This window comes from Prosthecobacter fusiformis, from assembly GCF_004364345.1.
In the GTDB taxonomy this organism is placed as follows: Bacteria; Verrucomicrobiota; Verrucomicrobiia; order Verrucomicrobiales; family Verrucomicrobiaceae; genus Prosthecobacter; species Prosthecobacter fusiformis.
In genome coordinates this window covers 422866-441631 of sequence record NZ_SOCA01000002.1, presented here as the reverse complement: position 1 = coordinate 441631, position 18766 = coordinate 422866, and the positions used below count along the sequence as shown (strand labels likewise).

The window sequence follows — 18766 nt, the reverse complement described above, 5'->3', positions numbered from 1 at the left end:
CTCTTCATGTGCCGAGCCAGACGAACCATTCTTTGCCTCCAGGTCCTTTTCGGGCTCGGCACGCTGACCCTGCACGCAGAAGGCCTGGAGGAGAATCATGACTTCCGGCTGGCCAAACAAGCCTTGAGCGATGGCCTGCCTGGGGTGGCAGCAACCAAGGCTAACCGTCTGCTGGAACAAAATACCTGGAGCAGCACGGACCGCCTAAGCCTGGCAGGACTGGCGGTGGAATCCTGGGTGCGGGCCAAAGACGGGCGTGCAGCCCTGGCGGTATTGTCCAGAGAGCAGGTGCCCAACCAGCCTTTTTGGGAAGCTCAGGCGCAGTTACTGGCTGGGGATCTGGATGCAGCGCGGCTTTCCCTGGAATCACGCTACCAGGCTAACGAAGCAACCAGCCAGGAAAAGCTTTTACTTGCCCAGGTCTGGCTGGCGACCAACCAGACATCTCTGGCGCGTGAATTGCTGATGTCGCTGAAGAAGTCGCCACTGGAACTCACCTCCAAAAGCGCGCGGCTCATGCTGGATGAACTGGACCTAAACAGCGGCAATTACCAACCGGCTGTGCAGGACCTGGACAAGCTTTCCCAAAAAACAGGCAGCTCCATGTCCGAACTTTTACGGGCACGTGGTCTCGTGGAACTGGGGCGCTATGCGGAGGCCGAAAGCCTTTTACGCCACTTGATTTCCTCCACGGGCGGAGGCGAAAGGGTACATCATTCCGCCTCAGTATTGCTGGCTGATACATTGCTGCGGCAGGATAAAACGTCCGAATGCCTGGAGACACTGGTGCAGTTTCTTGATAACACCTCTGAAAGCCTGCTCTGGAATGAGGCTTTTGAACTTTTAGCCAAAACCCTGGAAAAAGAGCCCCGGAACATTCTGCCGCCAGATGCCGTTTTGCGATGGATGACGGAGGGCAATACCGTCCAGCGGCAAGCCCTCCAGAGCCCGCCTTCCGTTGAAAAACTGCAAGGGCACGCCATCCTGCTGATGGCACGCTGGCTACTGAACCAAAAACGCACGCTGGAAAGTCTGGGATTGCTTGAGGCCATGGTTCAATTGCATCACGGGCACCCTCAAGGCGCGGAAGCTATGCGGCTGGCCCTGGAGACTTATGGAACCCTGAAAGCTGACCGCAGGGTCACCACCCTGGCCAATGAATGGCGTTTGCGCTATGGAGCAGGCCAGTCCGCGATGGTGGATTTCGTCACTGGCGGCACGGCGTATGCCCGCAATGAATATACTCAGGCCATTTCACTGTTCCAGGCAGCGGCCAATGTGGCCACCACCCTAGCAGAAAGGCGTGCGGCTCTCTACAATGCCGGCGTGGCAGCGCTCCGGGCTGGTGAGTTGGTGCTTTACCAAAGCATCCTGGGCCAGTTGGAAATCGTCAGCGCCGGGACCAACTCCAATGTTCCAGCGGGAGATGCAGCCAGCGACCTTGAGCTGGACCGGGTGCTGGATCTAGCTGCCAAAGGTGACCCTAGCGCCACTGATGAATTACGCTCCTTCATCCAGAAAAACAGCGGGCATCCACGGCTCGCCCAGGCACATCTGGCGCTGGCAGAGACGTTACTCGCCCAAATCCCCACGGATTTCCCGGCCATTGAAGAGACTTTAAAAACGCTTTCCGCCCTGCCGGGCCTGAGCGAACGGCAGCGTCAACAGGCAGCCATCACCCGCATGTGGATGCTGGACAAGCAGGGCCAGATCAAAGCCCTCACCGATGCTGGGAACGAATTCCTCCTGACCTGGCCTGAATCATCCCATTCAGCGAGTGTGCGCATGAAGATCGCTGATGCTTACTATCGTCAGGAAAACTTCGCCAGCGCCCGCACGGAGTTTGAGCTGGTGGCCAAGGATTACGCCAGCTCCCCCTATGCGGATACGGCCCTCTATTTCGCTGGCATGGCAGCCATCTCCATGATGAGTGATGAAGGACGCGAAACCGCCATCAATCTCTGGCAGGAACTGGCTGAGCGCGGAGGCCCTCTTAGCATCCCAGCCCGCCAGCAGCAGGCCATGGCCAAACGCCGTGCAGGTCAGGAACCTGAAGCGCTGAAATTGCTCGACAGTCTGCTCACAGAAAAAGACCTTTCCGAAGATATGCGGCGCTCCCTGCTCTGTGAGCGTGCTGAAATCTTGATGCTTCTTGGCAAGACAGATCCTGCTCAACTGGACAAGGCCGTGACGACTCTCCGGGAAATGTTGAAGGAGAATAATCTTACCTATCTATGGAGTGCCCGTGCCGGATATACGCTCGCCGCTGTATTGAAGGCAGCGGGACGTACGACCGAAGCCCTGGAGGCCTGTTATGACGCCGTACAGGCCAGTGGTTATACCGGACCATCCAATCCAGCGGAGCATCGCTGGTTTTACCGCGCTGGCTTCTTTGGCATCGAGCTCCTGGAAGCGAATAAAGAATGGGAATCTGCTGCTCGCTTGGCCGAAAAGCTCGCCCTTTCATCTGGAGAAAGAGCAACTGAGGCAAAAGAGCTGGCCACACGAATCCGGCTGGAGCACTTCCTGTGGGACGCCAAATAAATAGTTAGCCCTGGGCCCTGACATACCTACCCCCAGTCCGGGAAAAATTTATGCGGCGATCTGGAAAAATACACTTGCACTCTATACATCGTCACACATCATTTTGCAATGGCACTCACGACCAAAGACCAAGCCTGCATCACTGTGGACAAAAAACTCATGAAAGAGGGTAAGAAGCTGGCCAAGCTGGACCGCCGATCTTTCTCGTCTTATGTGGAGCATCTCATCGCAAAAGACATTCAGCGCCATGACCGCGCCCAGGCCAAAAAGACGGCAGAATAGCTTTAGCCGTTGATGGGTTTAAAAACCCCAAACCCGCCGTGGAGCTAAGGGGAATCGAACCCCTGACCTTCTCATTGCGAACGAGACGCTCTACCAAGTGAGCTATAGCCCCTGCGACAGAATCCACTGAATGCCTGCTTCAGTGTTCTAACCAATAGTTTAACAGCAATGCTGCTTGTGTCCAGACGGGATTCCTAACAAGGATTAATCGCAGATCATAAAAAAGCCGGAACCTTGGGGGGTTCCGGCTTTTTTGGGAATGACACCTGTCAGGCGGCAGCCGTTACTTGGCTGCTTTTTCTTCTGCCTTGGCGGTCGTTGGGCGCTTGGTGGTTAGGTCGAGGAAATCGCGCATGATGTTCACGGTCTCCAGTTTCACGGGCTCAAGGCCGTAGGGGAATTTAGCCAGCTCAGATGCAGCGTCTTCACCGTCCTCTTTGGCGGCCATTTTCATGCCGGTGCTTTGCTCGCGGGTGAAAGCGGACTCAGGGACGAGTTCTGTTGCATCGACGTTATCCAGTGTCAGGTGGTAAGTCTTGAAGCCGTCTTCCTTGAGCTTCTCATTCAGCACTTTCACTCGGTCGGCGCGCTCGGATTCCTGCTTCTCACGGCGAGCTTTGGTTTCGGCGGTTTCCTTTTGGCGCTCAACCAAGCTGAGTGTGGCGACGTTACGGTCAATGCGCTCCTTGAGGCGCTTCGATTCATCCAGGACGTACTGGAACTCTGGGTTTTCGGCAAGACGACCATTCACGCGATTACGCAGTTCCTCGAGAGGATACGGCTTATCAGTCACCAGACCATAACGGCGGGCCGGGATGGTGTCATAGGGCAGCGGATTGTCTGCCGAGGCTTCGCCGATGTCCAGGACGTCACGAATGGAAGGCAGCACCAAGTCTGGCTCCACTCCTTTAAGCTGGGTGGAACCACCCGCGATGCGGTAGAATTTCTGGATGGTCACCTTCAGGTTTCCAGCGCGATCTTTGTTGGCAAAGAAAGGCATGAACCGCTCCACAGGCAGGATGGTCTGCACGGTGCCTTTGCCGAAGGTGGACTTGTCCCCCACGATCAAAGCCCGGCGATAGTCCTGAAGGGCAGCGGCTAAAATCTCGGAGGCAGAGGCGCTGGTTTTGTCGGTGAGGACGATCATCGGGCCGTCATAAAAGGCCTTGGGGGTCTCGCATTCGCGCCAGGAGATGTTGCCACGCCAGTCTTTAGCCTGCACGACGGGGCCGGAGGGTACAAAGAGGCCGGTGAGGCGAATGGCCTCTTCCAGAGAGCCGCCGCCGTTGCCGCGCAAGTCGAGCACCAGGCCGTCAATTTTCTCTTTCATGAGGCGTGTGAGCAGGCGCTGCACGTCATCGGTCGTGCTGACGGTGCCTTCTTCCATGTCCGCATAAAAGGAAGACAGGTTGATCCAGCCAATCTTCAGCGGAGGCCCCATTTCGGAGGGGGTTTGGAGGAGTTCGGCATTGGCCAGTTTTTCTTTCAGTTCCACAGCACCACGAATGATGGTGATGATCTTGGTATCAGAAGGGGCGTCTGCTGGATTGACCCGCAGGCGGACGGTGCTGCCATCCGTGCCGCGGATCATGTCCACGATCTTTTGCAGCTTCATGTACTTGGTTTCGACAAACTCCGCATCCCCTTGGGCCACGCCGGTAATCTTATCGTTGAGCTTGAGCTCACCCTGCTTGTCAGCAGGACCGCCGACGACGATGCCCTGAATCTGGGCGACATCATCCACCAGGCCAAGAAGGGCACCGATGCCCACCAGCTTATGCTTCATCTGGATGTTGAAATTGTCCGTCTCATTGACGCTCATGTATTCCGTATGCGGATCATAGGCGGCGGAAAGACTGGAGAGGAAAAAATCCACTACGTCTTCCTGGTCGTTCTCCTCAATGCTCTCCAAAAGGCGCTCATAATCCTTCAGGACGCGGGCTTCAGGAGTGAGGGGCTTTTCTTCTTTAGCGGATTCAGTCTTCGCCACGGTTTTGTCGCCCGTGTCTTTTTTGGCGGACGCCTCGTTGCTTTCAGCGTCTTTTTTGGCTTTTTCTGCGGCTTTCTCCTCTTTCTTTTTGGCGTCTTCAGCCTTGGCTTCGTCAGAAAGTTTTTCCTGGAGCAAGTTGTCCTCCAGGATATCCAGCCAGATCTTGTCCTGCTCAGCCTTATTTTTGGGGTATGGAGCCTTGTCGCGCTTCAGTTCAATAGTGCGATCGGAATCGAAGGTGAACTGATGATCCTTGAGTGAGTTTTTGGTGAATTCGATCCGCTCCTTCACCCGCTGTTTATACACATCGTAGATTTCGATGGCGGGGCTGATGTTACGCATCAGCACATGGTCATCCAGCGTGGTGTCGTATTTGCTTTTGAATCCGTCCACATCTTCCTGGGTGAAAAACACATGGCGGAAGTCCAGCATGTTGAGGTAATTTTGCAGCAGCTTGGCTGAGATCGCATCATCAAAGTCCTGATGCGAGTAATGCTGGCTTTGCAGCATGTAGGCCACATGCATAGCTACCTGACCATAGTTGGTCTCGGACCGGGCAGCAGGCATGAAAGCCAGAGAGATGGACGCCACACCGGCGGCCACGAGGGACAAGGGGTTACGAGTCATGGGGGTTTGATCTCTAAATACGCGTACAAACGCCAGAAATGGTCACTAATTTTGCCGTTTGCTGCTTGAAATGTCCACAGGTTTCCTACATCAACAGCAGCTTATGTTGGAACCCGAGACCTATACAGGCGGCATTGTGGAGACAAATGGTCATGTTTTACGCCTGCCTGGCGGCACTCTGCTGGTGGATGCGCCCGAGGGCGTCGCCGCCTGGCTGCGCGCACAAAACATTCGCGTGGACGCGCTGCTGCTGACTCATCAACACTTCGACCATGTCCTGGACGCGGCTCTGGTAAAGAGCGAGCACGGCTGCCCCATCTATGCGTGGTCGCCCTTCAGCCGGGCACTGACGCTGGAAAAGTTTTTTGGTGCGGCGACTGGCAGCTCCTTTTCTGTGCCGGAATACACCGTGGATCATGTCCTGGAAGGGAGCGCTAACCAGGTATCCATCGCCGGCGTGGAATGGCAGCTTTTTCATGTGCCTGGTCACTCCGCAGACAGCGTCTGCTTTTGGCAAAATGACCAGCAGATACTCATGAGCGGGGATGTGATTTTTTACGGCAGCCTGGGCCGCTGTGATTTCCCTGGCGGCTCGTTCAAGCAACTCGTGGCCGGCATTGAGGAGAAACTGTGGCCTCTGCCTGAAATCACACGGGTTTATCCAGGCCATGGTCCAGGCACCACGATTGGACGGGAGAAGAGAGAGAATCCGTTCATGTAAACGGCCCTGGGGAATGATGTCAGACAGTGGGACCTTCCCACAATGTCGCTGCGGTAAGATCCCCCAGAAAAAGTTCATCGAAGCCCCGGTCATAGGCTTTCGGTGAAGGTGGCCAAAATCGTCCCTCCCGCAGGCGGCGGACCACTTCCGCCGCACATTCCAGGGCACGGTCCGCCCATTCATCGCTAAAGCCAGACCAGGTCAGCACCTTGGTATCCTGCACATTTTTAGGCAGTGTAAAATAACCGACCGCATCTGGACGCAATCCATGCTCCCGCAGAGCCGCCGCATACAGAGGAAGCTGGAGATCCTTCCATTGATAAGAGGAGCCATCGCTTAACTGAAAGCACTTCCATTCATCGGGCTCGGCGATGTGCGTGCGGCCGGTCACCTTGCGGACATGGGCGGCGAGAGGATCCGTGATTTTATCCGCCGTTTTAAAATCGAGCACACGAAACTGTCCCGAGTGCTCATGGCGGTCGATGCGGTCCACTTTGCATTTGAGAAGAGCACCTTCGATGATCAATGGTTTCTCGCCCGGCGACCATTCGGAAGCGTAAATCGCCCATCCGTTTTCGCGTTCCGCAGCCTCCGTATCCGCCGCATGCGTGAGCCGTTGTTTCAGGCTTTCAAGCTGGAGGCGGATCAGCGGTGCTGGCTTGCGCCCGTATCGCAGGTGCGCTTGTTCCATCGCCATGCCGACCAGGAAATCGGCAATCTCTTTGGCATCCTTGCTCGCTTTCATCTGCGGGTGTTCAGCCAGCTTTTGCAATGCATGATGTGCCAAGGTACCGAATTCACTGGGGGCCAGTTCACGCTTGGATGCATCAATGGCCTCCATGCGCAGTTCCTGGCTCAGGTAATCACGGAAGGGGCACTCCAGGTAAGAACGGATGCGTGAGGGAGAGATGAATTCCACCTTGGGCAGCCGGATGCGGGGGCGCAGTTGCCAGGCCAGGGTGCGGGCAGGCTCCTGGGCACGCATGCTGCCGGATTCCTCTTTGGGAAAAAGATGCTTCACCCGCTGGGGTAGCGTTTCATCATCACAAAGAAACAACAGCCGTGACGGACGCAGGGCATCCCCGCGCTCACTCCACTGGCCGCACAGGACATGCAAGGCCCCGTGGTGGAGTCGCTGTGCCGCCAAGGCTGCCAGGGTATAGGCATCACGGGCGAAGCGTGTGGCCTGGCTAGGCAGACTGAGCTGCTGGCGCACCTGGTCAGGTAAAAAAGGATGGGCGATGAGGATGCCGGGCACGTGCTCCTCATTCAGCCCAGCCACGACTAAATTCGGCGCAGGCTCCCAGAGAAGTTCCAGCCAGCCTTGCAAAACGAGATCGATTTCCCCACGCGGCTCGGTCAGCGCAGTCCGGGCCAGAGCCTCCAGGGATAGAGCGAAGATTTCCTCAGGCTTCGGGGTCAGACCAAAGCGGGCAAGTTCAGCTTCAATTTCACGGCAGCAGCCTAACCAAGCATCTGCCAAAGAAGTGGTGAGCTGATCCGAAGGTGTGTTCGGGCTGAACTTGCGCTCGCCATAGAGCTGGGTCAGTAGAGTCCGCGCCGTCAGGGTCAGAGGCAGACTTTTTAATTCCTGGACGAAGGTGCGGGCGGCCACCAATACCGTGGGCAACAGAGACCCCGGCTCTGCCCTGGCAGAAAGCTCCAGTGCATGCTCCAGCGTGACCGGCATGTGCTCCATGGCGAAGTCATCCGCCTCTTTCAGAACCTTTAATCCGCCGTTCTGCCCTCCCCCCATCCAGGCAGCACGCACTTCCGGCACCCGCAAGAGAACGGCAAAGGCTTTCCAGGTACTACCCGCCAGCAGGGCACGCATTTGATTGAGAACATGCCACAGCCCCACCTCCGTGGGAGACACGCCTCCGGGCTCAAAGACACGCACATTTTCCAGAGCCAGTTTTTCTTGCAAAACGGCACCCACTTCTGGATCGCCAACGCCGACGGCCACACGCGCCTTCGGGGCCAGCTCCCTCAAAAGAGTGATGGTGCGCTCCGCCTGGGTGGAGGCATCATGATGCAGATGCATGTGGGCATCCGGCAATGGCACCATGACATCCGCGTTCTCCCCCCAGTATCCCGGCAAAGGCCTGCCGATCTCATCAAAGGTGTGTTCCATTTCCTGCGGAGCCTGAATGGCCACGGTCACTTCCGCAGCGCAGCCTAACAACCAACGCTGAAACAAGGGGGGCAAATCTGGAGCGGCGAGGACGATCACCCGCTTGATGTCCTCCGGCAACACGGGCTGTATGGCTGTGCGCAGTTTAAGGGCCTGTGCATCGCAGAGACCGGCCAGGTTCAGCTCCTGCGTATAGGCATCCTCAATGATGGCCAGATCATGCCAGCGGGCGGCATCATGAGTGGACTGCATAGCCACATCAGCAAAGGTAAGCCCGCCCGCACCTAACAAAGAGTTTAAATCATCCAGCACACGTGCCAGCTCAAGCTGCCAGGTCCAGCCACGCTCCTCAGGCAGGACTGGGAAAAGCGCCGTCAGCTTTTCCACAGCCACCTTTTGCAGCGCCTGCTGCCAGGCCATTTGGGATTGCAAACGTGTTGCCGCCTCTTTACGCACTGCCGCGGGTAGCAGGGCTTGTTCCGCCGTCCATACCCAGGGCACCAGGGCCCCGGGAGCATGGGCACGCGCCAGCGCTTCCTTCAGCCGGCGCCCCGCCTCAGCCGTGGAAACGATGAGCAGGGTATCCGTCAAGTCGAGCGCAGCCGGGCCCGAGTAGCCATGCATGAGATGCCGCACCGCGTTTTTCAACACCGGTGCATCCCATCCCCAAAAGTGGCGGTTCAAGGTCGCCATACAGCACGCTGTTATTCGGTAGGCCTGGCCAGGTCCAGCAGGGATGGCAGTCCCTCAACCGGGTCACCCGACGAGACACTCGGCATCACTGCCTTTTTCTCGTCCGACTTCAAATAATGCAGGAAGTCACTGTCCGTGCTGAGGATGAGATTGGTATCGGCCGTGAGCACTTTTTTATAAGCCTCCATCGTTTTGGTAAATTCGAAGAATTCACGGGCCTGCACACTGCCGTTGTAGGCATTGGCATAAATCTCGGTGGCCTTGGCATCCGCCGCGCCTTCGATTTCCTGCACTTTCCGATAAGCCTCGGACTCGATCAATTTCAAGTCGCGCTCACGCTGGCCCAGGATCTTGGCCGCCTCCCCTGCCCCTTCGGACTTGAAGCGTTCGGCGATCTGGGTGCGCTCGCTGACCATGCGTTGATAGATGGTCTGGCTGACAGAGACGTTGTAATTGATGCGCTTGAAACGCAGGTCCATCAGCTCAATGCCGAAGCCCTCCATCTTGGGTGCTGCGTTGGCAAAGATTTCTTTTTCCAGTTCCGAGCGTCCCTTGATAATGGGCGGCAGGTTGCCAATGCGTGCATCAGCGATGGAGGTACCGATGTTGGCATCACGAGCCACTTTGCGGTCCTTCGTCGTGCGCACGGCCTCAATGAAATCATGCTTGGCGATGACGTTACGCGTTTCACTGCCCAGGATGTCTGTCAATCGTGACTGGGCACCGCGCTCATCCCGCAGATTCACAAAAAACTTGCGCGGATCGGTGATGCGCCAACGGGCGAAGTTATCCACGACGATGTAAACCTTGTCGCGTGTAGGCATATTGGCGGGAGGACCGTCCCATTCGATGATGCGTTTTTCGAAACGGTTCACCTTTTGAATAAAAGGAACCTTCACGTGCAGTCCGGCATCGCTGACGGCATCACCCACCGGTTTACCAAACTGGGTGATGATCACCTGCTCCGTTTCACTGACGGTGTAGAGACTGGCGGTTGCCAACACGTACAGGGCAAAACTGGCAATTAGAACGAGGAGAGAGAGCGCAGGTTTCATCGGGCAGGACGGAGAGGGGTTGTGGCAGGAGTGGTCGCTTTCTGCTGAAGATGCATCATCGGGAGAAACTGCGGCACGCGGTCATCCACGATGATTTTACCAGGAATGGAAGGCAGCACTTCGGTCAGGGTTTCCAGATAGATGCGTTTTTTGGTCACTTCGGGAGCTTTCTGATATTCAGTGAGCAAGGCGGTAAAACGGGAGGCGTCACCCTGGGCCTGATTCACACGCTGAGTGGCATACCCTTCAGCCTGGCTGATGCTCTGCTCGGCCTTGCCTCGCGCTTCAGGAATGACCCGGTTGTATTCGCCGTTGGCTTGGTTGATGGAGGATTCCTTCTGCTGCTGAGCACGGTTCACTTCATCGAAGCTGTCTTTCACTTCCGCCGGCGGATTCACGTTGCCAAGCTGGATCTGGTCAATGCGGACGCCCATCTTCAAGGCATGGACGATGAGTTGCATCCGCTCCAGCGCCTTCACCTCAATCTCCTGACGGCCGACGGTCAGCACCTCGTCAATGGAGCGGTCGCCAATGACCTCCCGCATCACCGCTTCAGACATGTCCCGCATGGTGTCCTGAGGCTCCAGGAAATTGAAGACATAATCCCGAGCTTCCTCGATGTGAAACTGCACCACCCATTCCACCACAGCGGCATTGAGGTCCCCCGTGACCATGTTCTTTTCCTTCTCCATTTCGGAGTAGTCTTCATTGTACTGGTACTCGTTGGTGGCACCGGCGGTGCCATAACCAAACTCCAGTTTCAACTGACGGCGCACTTCCACCTGAGTGACTTTGTCCAGCCCGAAAGGCAGTTTAAAATTCAACCCTGGCTGAGTGGTATCCAAATATTTACCAAAGCGCTGAACGACCCCAACGGAGTTGGCAGGCACCTGGTAAAAGCTGGAAAGAACCCCGATGACCACAAGCAGGGCAAGCACGGCCATAAGAATACGGCCGGGATTGATCTTGAAATTGGACGGATCAGGAAACGGGAGGCTGGGAGGTCGTGAAGCGGCCATGCATTGACCGTAGCGGCGGCAGACAGACAGGGCAAGCCCTCAAGCGTGCGGTTACACAATCCAGCTTAAAATGGAAGCCGTGACCTCATCACACTCCAGCATTACCGGGTGCGAGTCATCGCGCCGCGCAATGCCGTGCGATAATTCACCACCGCATCCGCAATGGCGCTGGTGACGGACTGACGGTAGGTATCGGAGGCGATGAGGCGGCACTCGTTACCGTTGGTCACAAAGCCACCTTCGAAGAGAATCCCCGGCCGCTTGCAACCTGTCAGCACGCTCCACTGCGCACGCTTGATGCCACGGTCCACAAACTTGAATTTGCTGATGACCATGGCATGCACAGCCGTGGCCAAGGCGATGTTGGCCGAATCGTGAGAATTTCCGGTTAGGCCGCTGGCATTGTAGCCGCCGCCACGCTCCAGGCTGGCGGAGCTGCCCTGGGGAGTCAGAGCGAAGGTTTCAATACCACTGGCAGCGCTACTGGATCCCGAGTTGAAGTGCAGGCTCAAGAAGATGCTGTTAGGCGTCGCATTCGCCACGGCGACACGTCCGCTGAGAGTGATGAAGGTATCCGTGGTGCGGGTCATGATGACTTTAAAACCACGCCGTGTGAGCTCCGTTTTCAGCACATTGGCCATTTTCAGAGCAAAGTCTTTTTCATATCCGTAAACGCCACGGGCACCAGCATCATGGCCGCCATGGCCCGCATCGATCACGACCGTATCAAAGGGCTCGGCATCCGTGATGTAAGTAGGCCGCAAAACTGGATCGATGAGCTTGCAAAGGTCGATGCGGGAAAACAAGGCACGTCCGGAGGATTCCTGGACTGGATAGCTGAGAATGAATTTGATGTTGTTGATGAGGAGTTCCTGACTGCCGATGGTGGCTTTGAGAATCAGGTTATTCGAGCGGAACCAGACATGCTTGCCTTCAACTTTATAAGAGCTGAAACGATAGAACTGATGCATGCTCTCCCCGGTGATGTAATCGCGGCCACCGACCTTAACGATCTGCCAGCCAGCGTTGGCGGGCAGCTTCGTGGGAATATCGGCTGCACTGGGGGTAGAAACAGTGACCGATTTGACCACCGGTTTCTCAGCTTCCTTGGACTGGCTGAATTCTCCATCGCTTCCGGTGGATTTTGGTGGAGCCGGTTTGGCGGGAGCCGTCGGCTTAGGGGCGGGGGGAGTGGATTTTTTAGCCGTGGTCGGCGTGGAGGAGGACTTCTTCGCGGGTGTGGAACTGCCGGATTTCGGCTTGATGGTCGTCACCTTCGGCGGAGGGCCGGGAGTCGTAGGCTTCGGTTTTGCCTCCACCACCGGGGCTGGAGGCGGGGCCTCTTCCTTCTTTTTACCAAATCCAAAAACGCGACCCATAATGCCCGGCTTGTCTCCCTCAGCCTGCGTTACATCAGCCTGGGCTGAGGTAAAAGAGAAGGACAGCAGCGCCACAATCAAAGGGCATACGCTTCGGAAAAGAACAGGCATAACGGATCTCATGGAAAGCAAAACAGCGTTAAATATACGCGGCTGGGCCGCCAAATAAGTGAATGAGATTAGGCATTTTCGGTGATTTGGCAAATTGGATGTCAGACAAGCCACCCTCCGCACCTGAACTTGATGCTCAAGTATTGACAGAGACGGTCCCTTCGGTGTGTTCTTTCATGATGCGTTTTTCCACCCTGGCGTGCCTATTATTCTGCTTTCTCTCCCCAGCCTTTGCCCAGCAAAAGGCCAAAAAGCCGTCTGCAGCGCCGAAGCCTCCCGTCATCCCCGCGGATACTCCCTGGGGTGATTTCGTGGAAAAAGATTTTCCGTTTTTCAGCAGCGTTTTGGACTGTCGCGACCTCGGCGAAGGTTTTCCGAAGGACAATCTGACCCCCCGAGGTCTGATTCTCAATCTTGGCCATAATTTCTGGGCATGCTTCGATACCGACCTCCTGCGCATTTCCGCCATCTGGGAAGGTGAGGAAGGAAAAGCGCCCGTGACCCCCGATGCACTGGCCTCCGGCTCTTACCACGTCGCCGGACAAAAAACCAAAGACGGTCAGGAGTACCTGCCAAAACCGGTGGGCAAAGTCTGGCTGGCGAATGGCATCTACCCCGGCTGGCAGGTGGGTGAGAAACCAAGCTTCACTGATCCCCGTGAGCCAGGACCTAGCCCGGAAGAGGTGGGGCGGGGGGCTTTAGATCCAAGACATGCAGCCTTTAAAGCCCTGAAATTGCACGACAGTTCTCATATTGAACTCAACGTGAGAGTTCATGATCTGGATCTCACGAGTCTCATTTTGTTAGGAATGGGAAACAAATGCTTTTCCCAAAATTGGGACATCCCACCCCATGAAGAACCTCTGACATTGGTTGTTGGGGTTCTGCCAAAAATCAAAAACCTGACGTTCAATCCCAAAAAAATTGAATCTATCACCCTGGGTAAACAGGAAAAAGAAGACGCATACTTTGGGATTGTCATCGAGGCCTCTGAGACCTCCGGGATACATCTCCAGCACGATGATTCAGGACATACCTGGATTGTCATCCCGCCCTCTGAACAAGGCCAGATTCTAGACCTTATGGTCACCGGCACGATCCCTGCGGAGATGCCCGAATCCCAAGCCAAACTCACCCACTGGCCTGAAACCGTCGCCACCCAAGGCATCCTCTCCAAATCCCCGGATGCCTATGTGCTGGACGAGATTCCCCTGCCCGTTCCAAATCCCTGGAAGCGCAATGTGCGCCTGGCGGACCTCGCTTTCCTCAATGACCAGGGCGATGCCGCAGGTGTGACCTTTGATGGCGATGTGTGGCTGATTTCCGGCCTGAAAGGTGACTTGGAAAAAGTGACCTGGAAGCGTTTCGCCTCCGGCTTGCATGAGCCGATGAGCATCGTCGCCCGCCAGGGGGAACTGTTTGTCTTTGACCGCAGCGGCATCTGGAAACTGGTGGATACCAATGGGGACAAAGAGGCAGACCGTTATGAAATGTTCTGCAATCTCTTTGCCCAGACAGCGGAGACACGGGAATTTCCCAACTCAATGAAACTGGGGCCGGACGGCTCCCTCTACATCGCCAAAGGCGGCCAGGAAGGCACCACCTTTGGTAAGCATAACGGCACCGTCATCAAGGTGGCCCCCGATGGAAAATCCTTCGAGGTGATCGCCTATGGGCTGCGTCAGCCATTCATCGGCGTGAATCCCAAAACCGGGATGGTGACAGCCAGCGACCAACAGGGTAATTACGTCCCCTCCACCCCCATCCACATCATCAAGGATAACCAATTTTACGGTCATCTTCCCACCATCGCTCCCAAAGAAGTCTATCCTGCACCGATTGCCGAACCGATGGTCTGGCTGCCGCATCCAGTGAATCCCAGCGGAGCCACGCAGACCTGGCTGACCGATGCCAAAATGGGTCCGCTGAATGATGAACTGATCCACGTGGGGTATAACCGCCCCGAGCTTTTCCGTGTGCTCATCAACACCCGCTTCGAGCGCCCCCAGGCCACCGTGATGAGCTTTGAACGAGACTTCGATTTTGGGCCACTCAATGCCCAGGTGAATCCGGCGGACGGCCAGCTCTACGTCGCCGGTTTTCAGGTCTGGGGCACCACGGCCAAAAAGCTGAGCGGTCTCGTCCGTGTGCGTTACACAGACCAGCCGCGCGTCCTGCTCAAGGAAATGACCCCCACGGACAAGGGATTGCTGCTGCGTTTCAATACGCCCATGGATGCAAAACTGGCCACAGATCCCGCCAGCTACAGTGCTGAACGCTGGAACTACAAACGCACTTTTGACTACGGCTCTCCGCACCTGAAACTGGACGGCAGCACGGGCCAGGAGTGGCTGACTGCCAGCAGCGCTTACCTGAGCAAGGACGGCATGAGTGTCCTTGTCGGTTTTCCAGACATGCAGGCAGGTGTGCACCAGATGCGCATCGGCTGGGGGCTCAAAAGTGCCGACGGCCTGGAAGCCGCCAACACCGCTTACTTCAGCCCTTGGGAGCTGGGGAAATTCGACCCGGCCAAAGAAGGTTTCGCCGACCTCACGGTGGATCTGACCCCACGAAAAATGGAGACAACCGCCTTGGCCAAACCCACCGTCGAAGAAGGGGCCAAGCTTTATCAAATGATCGGCTGCATGGCCTGCCACAGCATTGATGGCAGCACCGTCGGCAAAGTCGGCCCGAGCTGGAAAGGCATTTACGGCAGTGAGCGCATCCTGGGCAAAGGCGGCAAGTCCGCCCTGGCCGATGAAGCCTACCTGCGCGAATCCATCACCAATCCCAGTGCCAAGGTCGTGAAAGGGTTCGAAAAATTCGATACCGGCATGCCCATCTATGCCGGGATTTTGAATGAATCGCAGATCGAAAGCCTGGTCTTGTACATCAAAAGTTTGAAGTAAGTTCAGCTTCCCTGTTCGTCGACCTGCATGCGCAGGCCGGTTTTATTTTCATCCTTGGTTAGGCCATTGTCATATTATAGCCGCTTTTCCATCCGGTAATCGTCCATCACAAAGCCGCTGCCGATATCGCTGCACACATCCTCTGCAAAACGAAATCCTGCGCGCTGATAGGCCCGGATGGCGGTGACATTCCTTTTGTTGACCCGCAGTTGCACGCTTTGGCAGCCCAGCTCCACGGCGCGCTCCTGAGTCCACCTTAACGCAGCAGCCCCCACACCATGGCCATGCATCGCAGCCTGGACATACAGCTTGTTGATGAACAGCACCCCTTCCGGGTATCGTTCAAATGAAAGGTATCCCACGGGTCCATGCGCAGCCACTTCGATGAGTGCAAACCATGTTCCCCGTGAACGCATCTCGCGTGCCATGGCATCCGGCTGATACCACACGCTGAGCATGTATTCGATCTGCTCATTGGAAATGATGCCAGGGTAATATTGCCGCCAGATTTCCCGCCCGAGGCGCTGCACCACGGGGAGTTCATCTTCTGCAATCCGTCGCACCCGGACCTGCAGCGGCGGCCGTCGTCCCTGGCCTGTTTGTTCATCCGCCCATGCCAGCGCAGCCTGCCACTGGGCCAGGTCATCTGCGGGGGATAAATCCTGGAGGTGATCTGCGATGTCACCCTGGGTGGGCTCCACCACGCCTTCCTCCCGGAGCTGCTCGAGATCCGCCGGGAAGTCGGCCTCAGGAAGGATTTCCTTAGCCAGATACCAGCACGCCCAGGCCCGCCAAGCGCGCAACTCTTTGTTAGGCTCCACCATCCGGGTGGCCAGATGCTGCCAATGCCGCCGTGGATTGCCAATGAACTGATCCGCAGGCCGGTGAATGAGCAGCCAGGCCATCGCCTGATAAGGCAGAGGCAACCTTTGAAAGAGGGGCTCCGTGCCCGGCATCGGTGAGGATAGCGCCCGGTTCAGCAGCAGGATGCATTTGGCGGGAAACCCAATCTGCCAAAGACTCTGCGCATACAGATGGCAGGTCTCGTAAAAAGCAGGTCCTCGGTCCTTTCCAAACGCATTGATCTCCTCCGCTTTATAGGTGCGATCAATCGTCGGCAGCAGCGGATGAGGGTCATTGACGAATGGCGGAAGCGGCATGGAAAAAGAAAGCCCCATGCACGCTGGCCATGCAAGCCTGCACTGCCGGGACGGCACTTTTCCCCAAAAACAAAGCGGCGGAACCAGGGGTTCCGCCGCTCGATGATTCACTGAAAAATCAGGGATCTAAAGGAGGAATTATTCCTCACCCTTCCAGGCACCAAAGGAAGCACCGGCCTCGATCCATTTCTTCACCAGAGCCTGCTCTTCCGCAGTCACCCGATCACCTTTGCCCTCTGGAGGCATCGCGTATTCATCGGATTCTGGCAGTGCCATGGTCTTCAGCAGCCAGCTTGCGTCCGGCTTGCCTGCGACCACGTTTTCATCCGGATATTCTTTGCCACCTTTCATGATGACAGCCGCACCATCCAGGCGCAGACCGCCTTTTGGCTTCTTCAGCTTGCCGTCTTCTTCGTGCTCTTTCACATGGCACTTGAAGCATTTTTCTTTCAGGATCGGCAGGATCTGCTTTTCAAAGTCCACCGCACCGTCTTGAGCGGAGGCAGTGTTAACAGCAAGAGCAGCGGCAATAACAGCAAGGATGTGCTTGGTATTCATGGGGTGGTAACGCTAAATCTGAGCGTTTTGCTTCGATAGGTCAAGCACAAGGAAGCTCAATCAGCACAATGAGTCCATGGGGTTCACGATTTCGGGCCGTGACATTGCCGCCACAGGATTCCACACAGGTCTTAACGATGGCAAGCCCCAGTCCAGTGCCGCCCGTCTCCCGCGCACGGGCCACATCCACCCGATAGAACGGCTCAAACAAACGCGGCAGGCTCTCCTCGGGCACTCCCGGTCCTTCATCCGCCACCGTCAGTGTCACGATCTCCTTGGACCGAGTCGCTGTCACTTCGATGCGGGCCCCTCGAGCATGCAAGTGCGCATTGCGCAGCAGATTACTCACCGCACGGCGAAGCAGATCCGGCACCACATTCACCTTCAGATCCTCTGGAATCAGGAGCAGACAAAGCTCCTCCGGCAGTCCCTCCAGGTGTATGGCCCCTTCGATCAAAGGCAGCAGAGTGACTGGCTCAGAGGTCAGCCTCTTCTGGCCCAGCGTCGCTTTAGAAAAAGACAGCAATTCATCCACCAGCGCAGAGATCTGGCGCAGCTCATCTCTCACTTCAGCCAGCCGAAAAGCCTCCCCGCCATCAAGCCGTGGCTCCAGGATTTCCAGCCCCATTTCCATCCGTGAGATGGGTCCGCATAACTCATGAGCCACATCTCCCAGGAAACGTTTTTGTCCATTCACCAGTCCGTCCAATTGCACAGCCATCTGGTTAATGCCGTGCGCCAACCTGCCCAGCTCATCTCCCCTGCCCTCCGGCACCCGGACATCGAAGCGGCCTTTGGAGATCTGTTCCGTCACCTTCATATTTGCCCGGATGCTGCTCGTCATGTTTTTCACAAAAGGCAGCCAGAGAAGCGCCGAGATCGCCATCGCCCCAAAGGTGGTCAGCAACCAAGGGCTGGTATCAAAAAACAGTCCCCCTCCCGTCATGGAGCGGGTGGCGATGATCAACGTCAACGGCCCATCCCGGCGGGTCAGCGTTGATGGCGGAGGCAAACGTACCCCGGCATAATAAAGCGGCGGATCCCCTGCATGCAGCAGAAAAGTACCAAACCGCGAGGGCACTCCTCTTCCCGCTCTTTCCGGCCAGGGTGGGGGCGGGGGAAAACCCTCGCCAAGAAAATCATCGCCTAACAAAAAAGCCTCCAGTTCATCCCTCGGTGGAGGAGGGCGTCCACCTTCACGTGGCGGTCTCCCCCAGTCTCTCGGCGGCCCACCTGGACTCATGTCGACGAGTTGTTCTTTAAGCTTGGCCGGAAAATCAATGGCGTCCCCACAAATCACACGATCTGGAGGTGTCACCAGTGCCACCTGCACCGCATACTCGTCAGCCAGCTCTTTTAAAATGCCCGCCCACTCAGCTTCGGCATTGGCACTCAGGGTATCATGCATTTCCTGCCCGATGACCTGCAATCGGTCCCCGGCTATTCCACCCAGTGCTCCTTGCAGCCCCTCCCTGAACTGCCACTTCAGCACCAGTAAAAACACCCCTCCTAGCACCGCCACATTCACCAGCAGCCACAGCAGGATGCGGGTATATAAGTTTAAAGAGCGGAGTTTCATAAGAT

At 56.5% G+C, this 18766-nt stretch carries 12 protein-coding genes and 1 tRNA gene; 4 read left to right on the top strand and 9 right to left on the bottom strand.

Annotated features, from left to right (window positions below; genetic code table 11):
- Positions 1-6: 6 nt before the first annotated feature.
- Both bamD and EI77_RS23305 read left to right on the top strand, forming a co-directional pair.
- Positions 7-2544, top strand: a complete 2538-nt coding sequence (gene bamD, locus EI77_RS07700) for an outer membrane protein assembly factor BamD (RefSeq protein WP_133794347.1) — start codon at positions 7-9, stop codon at positions 2542-2544.
- 108 nt (positions 2545-2652) lie between these two features.
- Entirely contained in the window at positions 2653-2826 is a 174-nt protein-coding gene (locus EI77_RS23305) for a hypothetical protein (RefSeq protein ID WP_166647109.1), read from the top strand.
- A 39-nt stretch (positions 2827-2865) separates the two neighbouring features.
- Here EI77_RS23305 and EI77_RS07695 read toward each other — a convergent pair.
- Both EI77_RS07695 and EI77_RS07690 read right to left on the bottom strand, forming a co-directional pair.
- Positions 2866-2938 (bottom strand) — tRNA-Ala (locus EI77_RS07695).
- 171 nt (positions 2939-3109) lie between these two features.
- The gene (locus EI77_RS07690; RefSeq protein WP_133794345.1) at positions 3110-5443 is read right to left on the bottom strand and encodes a carboxy terminal-processing peptidase; all 2334 of its coding nucleotides are present in this window, start codon (positions 5441-5443) and stop codon (positions 3110-3112) included.
- Positions 5444-5546: 103 nt separating this feature from the next.
- Here EI77_RS07690 and EI77_RS07685 point away from each other — a divergent pair, with 103 nt between their 5' ends.
- Entirely contained in the window at positions 5547-6164 is a 618-nt protein-coding gene (locus EI77_RS07685) for an MBL fold metallo-hydrolase (RefSeq protein ID WP_166647108.1), read from the top strand.
- A 19-nt stretch (positions 6165-6183) separates the two neighbouring features.
- On the opposite strand, the gene EI77_RS07680 is transcribed toward EI77_RS07685, so the two are convergent.
- The 4 genes from EI77_RS07680 to EI77_RS07665 form a co-directional block, all read right to left on the bottom strand.
- Positions 6184-8982 (bottom strand): PD-(D/E)XK nuclease family protein, encoded by a 2799-nt coding sequence (locus tag EI77_RS07680; protein ID WP_166647107.1) that lies wholly within the window; start codon positions 8980-8982, stop codon positions 6184-6186.
- 20 nt (positions 8983-9002) lie between these two features.
- Positions 9003-10046 (bottom strand): protease modulator HflC, encoded by a 1044-nt coding sequence (gene hflC / locus EI77_RS07675; RefSeq protein ID WP_133794339.1) that lies wholly within the window; start codon positions 10044-10046, stop codon positions 9003-9005.
- Positions 10043-11065: an FtsH protease activity modulator HflK gene (hflK, locus tag EI77_RS07670; RefSeq protein WP_133794338.1), complete on the bottom strand. Its 1023-nt coding sequence runs from the start codon at positions 11063-11065 to the stop codon at positions 10043-10045. Before hflK ends, hflC begins: the two co-directional genes overlap by 4 nt.
- A gap of 101 nt (positions 11066-11166) precedes the next feature.
- Complete coding sequence (locus EI77_RS07665) at positions 11167-12555, bottom strand: N-acetylmuramoyl-L-alanine amidase family protein (RefSeq protein WP_166647106.1); 1389 nt, start codon at positions 12553-12555, stop codon at positions 11167-11169.
- 176 nt (positions 12556-12731) lie between these two features.
- Between EI77_RS07665 and EI77_RS07660 the strand changes: the two genes are divergently transcribed.
- Positions 12732-15464 carry a DUF6797 domain-containing protein gene (locus tag EI77_RS07660; RefSeq protein ID WP_133794334.1) on the top strand — a complete coding sequence of 911 codons (2733 nt, stop codon included), beginning with the start codon at positions 12732-12734 and terminating at the stop codon, positions 15462-15464.
- 74 nt (positions 15465-15538) lie between these two features.
- Here EI77_RS07660 and EI77_RS07655 read toward each other — a convergent pair whose 3' ends face one another.
- The 3 genes from EI77_RS07655 to EI77_RS07645 form a co-directional block, all read right to left on the bottom strand.
- A complete protein-coding gene (locus tag EI77_RS07655; RefSeq protein ID WP_166647105.1) occupies positions 15539-16624 on the bottom strand; it encodes a GNAT family N-acetyltransferase in 1086 nt (361 codons plus the stop codon).
- A gap of 138 nt (positions 16625-16762) precedes the next feature.
- On the bottom strand, positions 16763-17182 hold the full coding sequence (locus EI77_RS07650; RefSeq protein WP_133794330.1) for a c-type cytochrome domain-containing protein: 420 nt from the start codon (positions 17180-17182) through the stop codon (positions 16763-16765).
- Between the two features lie 40 nt (positions 17183-17222).
- Complete coding sequence (locus tag EI77_RS07645) at positions 17223-18761, bottom strand: sensor histidine kinase (RefSeq protein ID WP_133794327.1); 1539 nt, start codon at positions 18759-18761, stop codon at positions 17223-17225.
- Positions 18762-18766 lie beyond the last annotated feature (5 nt).

Bases quoted from the DNA above. Each gene is read 5' to 3' on its own strand.
- bamD (WP_133794347.1), top strand. From the start codon at position 7: ATGTGCCGAGCCAGACGAACCATTCTTTGCCTCCAGGTCCTTTTCGGG.
- EI77_RS23305 (WP_166647109.1), top strand. From the start codon at position 2,653: ATGGCACTCACGACCAAAGACCAAGCCTGCATCACTGTGGACAAAAAA.
- EI77_RS07690 (WP_133794345.1), bottom strand. From the start codon at position 5,443: ATGACTCGTAACCCCTTGTCCCTCGTGGCCGCCGGTGTGGCGTCCATC.
- EI77_RS07685 (WP_166647108.1), top strand. From the start codon at position 5,547: ATGTTGGAACCCGAGACCTATACAGGCGGCATTGTGGAGACAAATGGT.
- hflC (WP_133794339.1), bottom strand. From the start codon at position 10,046: ATGAAACCTGCGCTCTCTCTCCTCGTTCTAATTGCCAGTTTTGCCCTG.
- hflK (WP_133794338.1), bottom strand. From the start codon at position 11,065: ATGGCCGCTTCACGACCTCCCAGCCTCCCGTTTCCTGATCCGTCCAAT.
- EI77_RS07665 (WP_166647106.1), bottom strand. From the start codon at position 12,555: ATGCCTGTTCTTTTCCGAAGCGTATGCCCTTTGATTGTGGCGCTGCTG.
- EI77_RS07660 (WP_133794334.1), top strand. From the start codon at position 12,732: ATGATGCGTTTTTCCACCCTGGCGTGCCTATTATTCTGCTTTCTCTCC.
- EI77_RS07655 (WP_166647105.1), bottom strand. From the start codon at position 16,624: ATGCCGCTTCCGCCATTCGTCAATGACCCTCATCCGCTGCTGCCGACG.
- EI77_RS07650 (WP_133794330.1), bottom strand. From the start codon at position 17,182: ATGAATACCAAGCACATCCTTGCTGTTATTGCCGCTGCTCTTGCTGTT.
- EI77_RS07645 (WP_133794327.1), bottom strand. From the start codon at position 18,761: ATGAAACTCCGCTCTTTAAACTTATATACCCGCATCCTGCTGTGGCTG.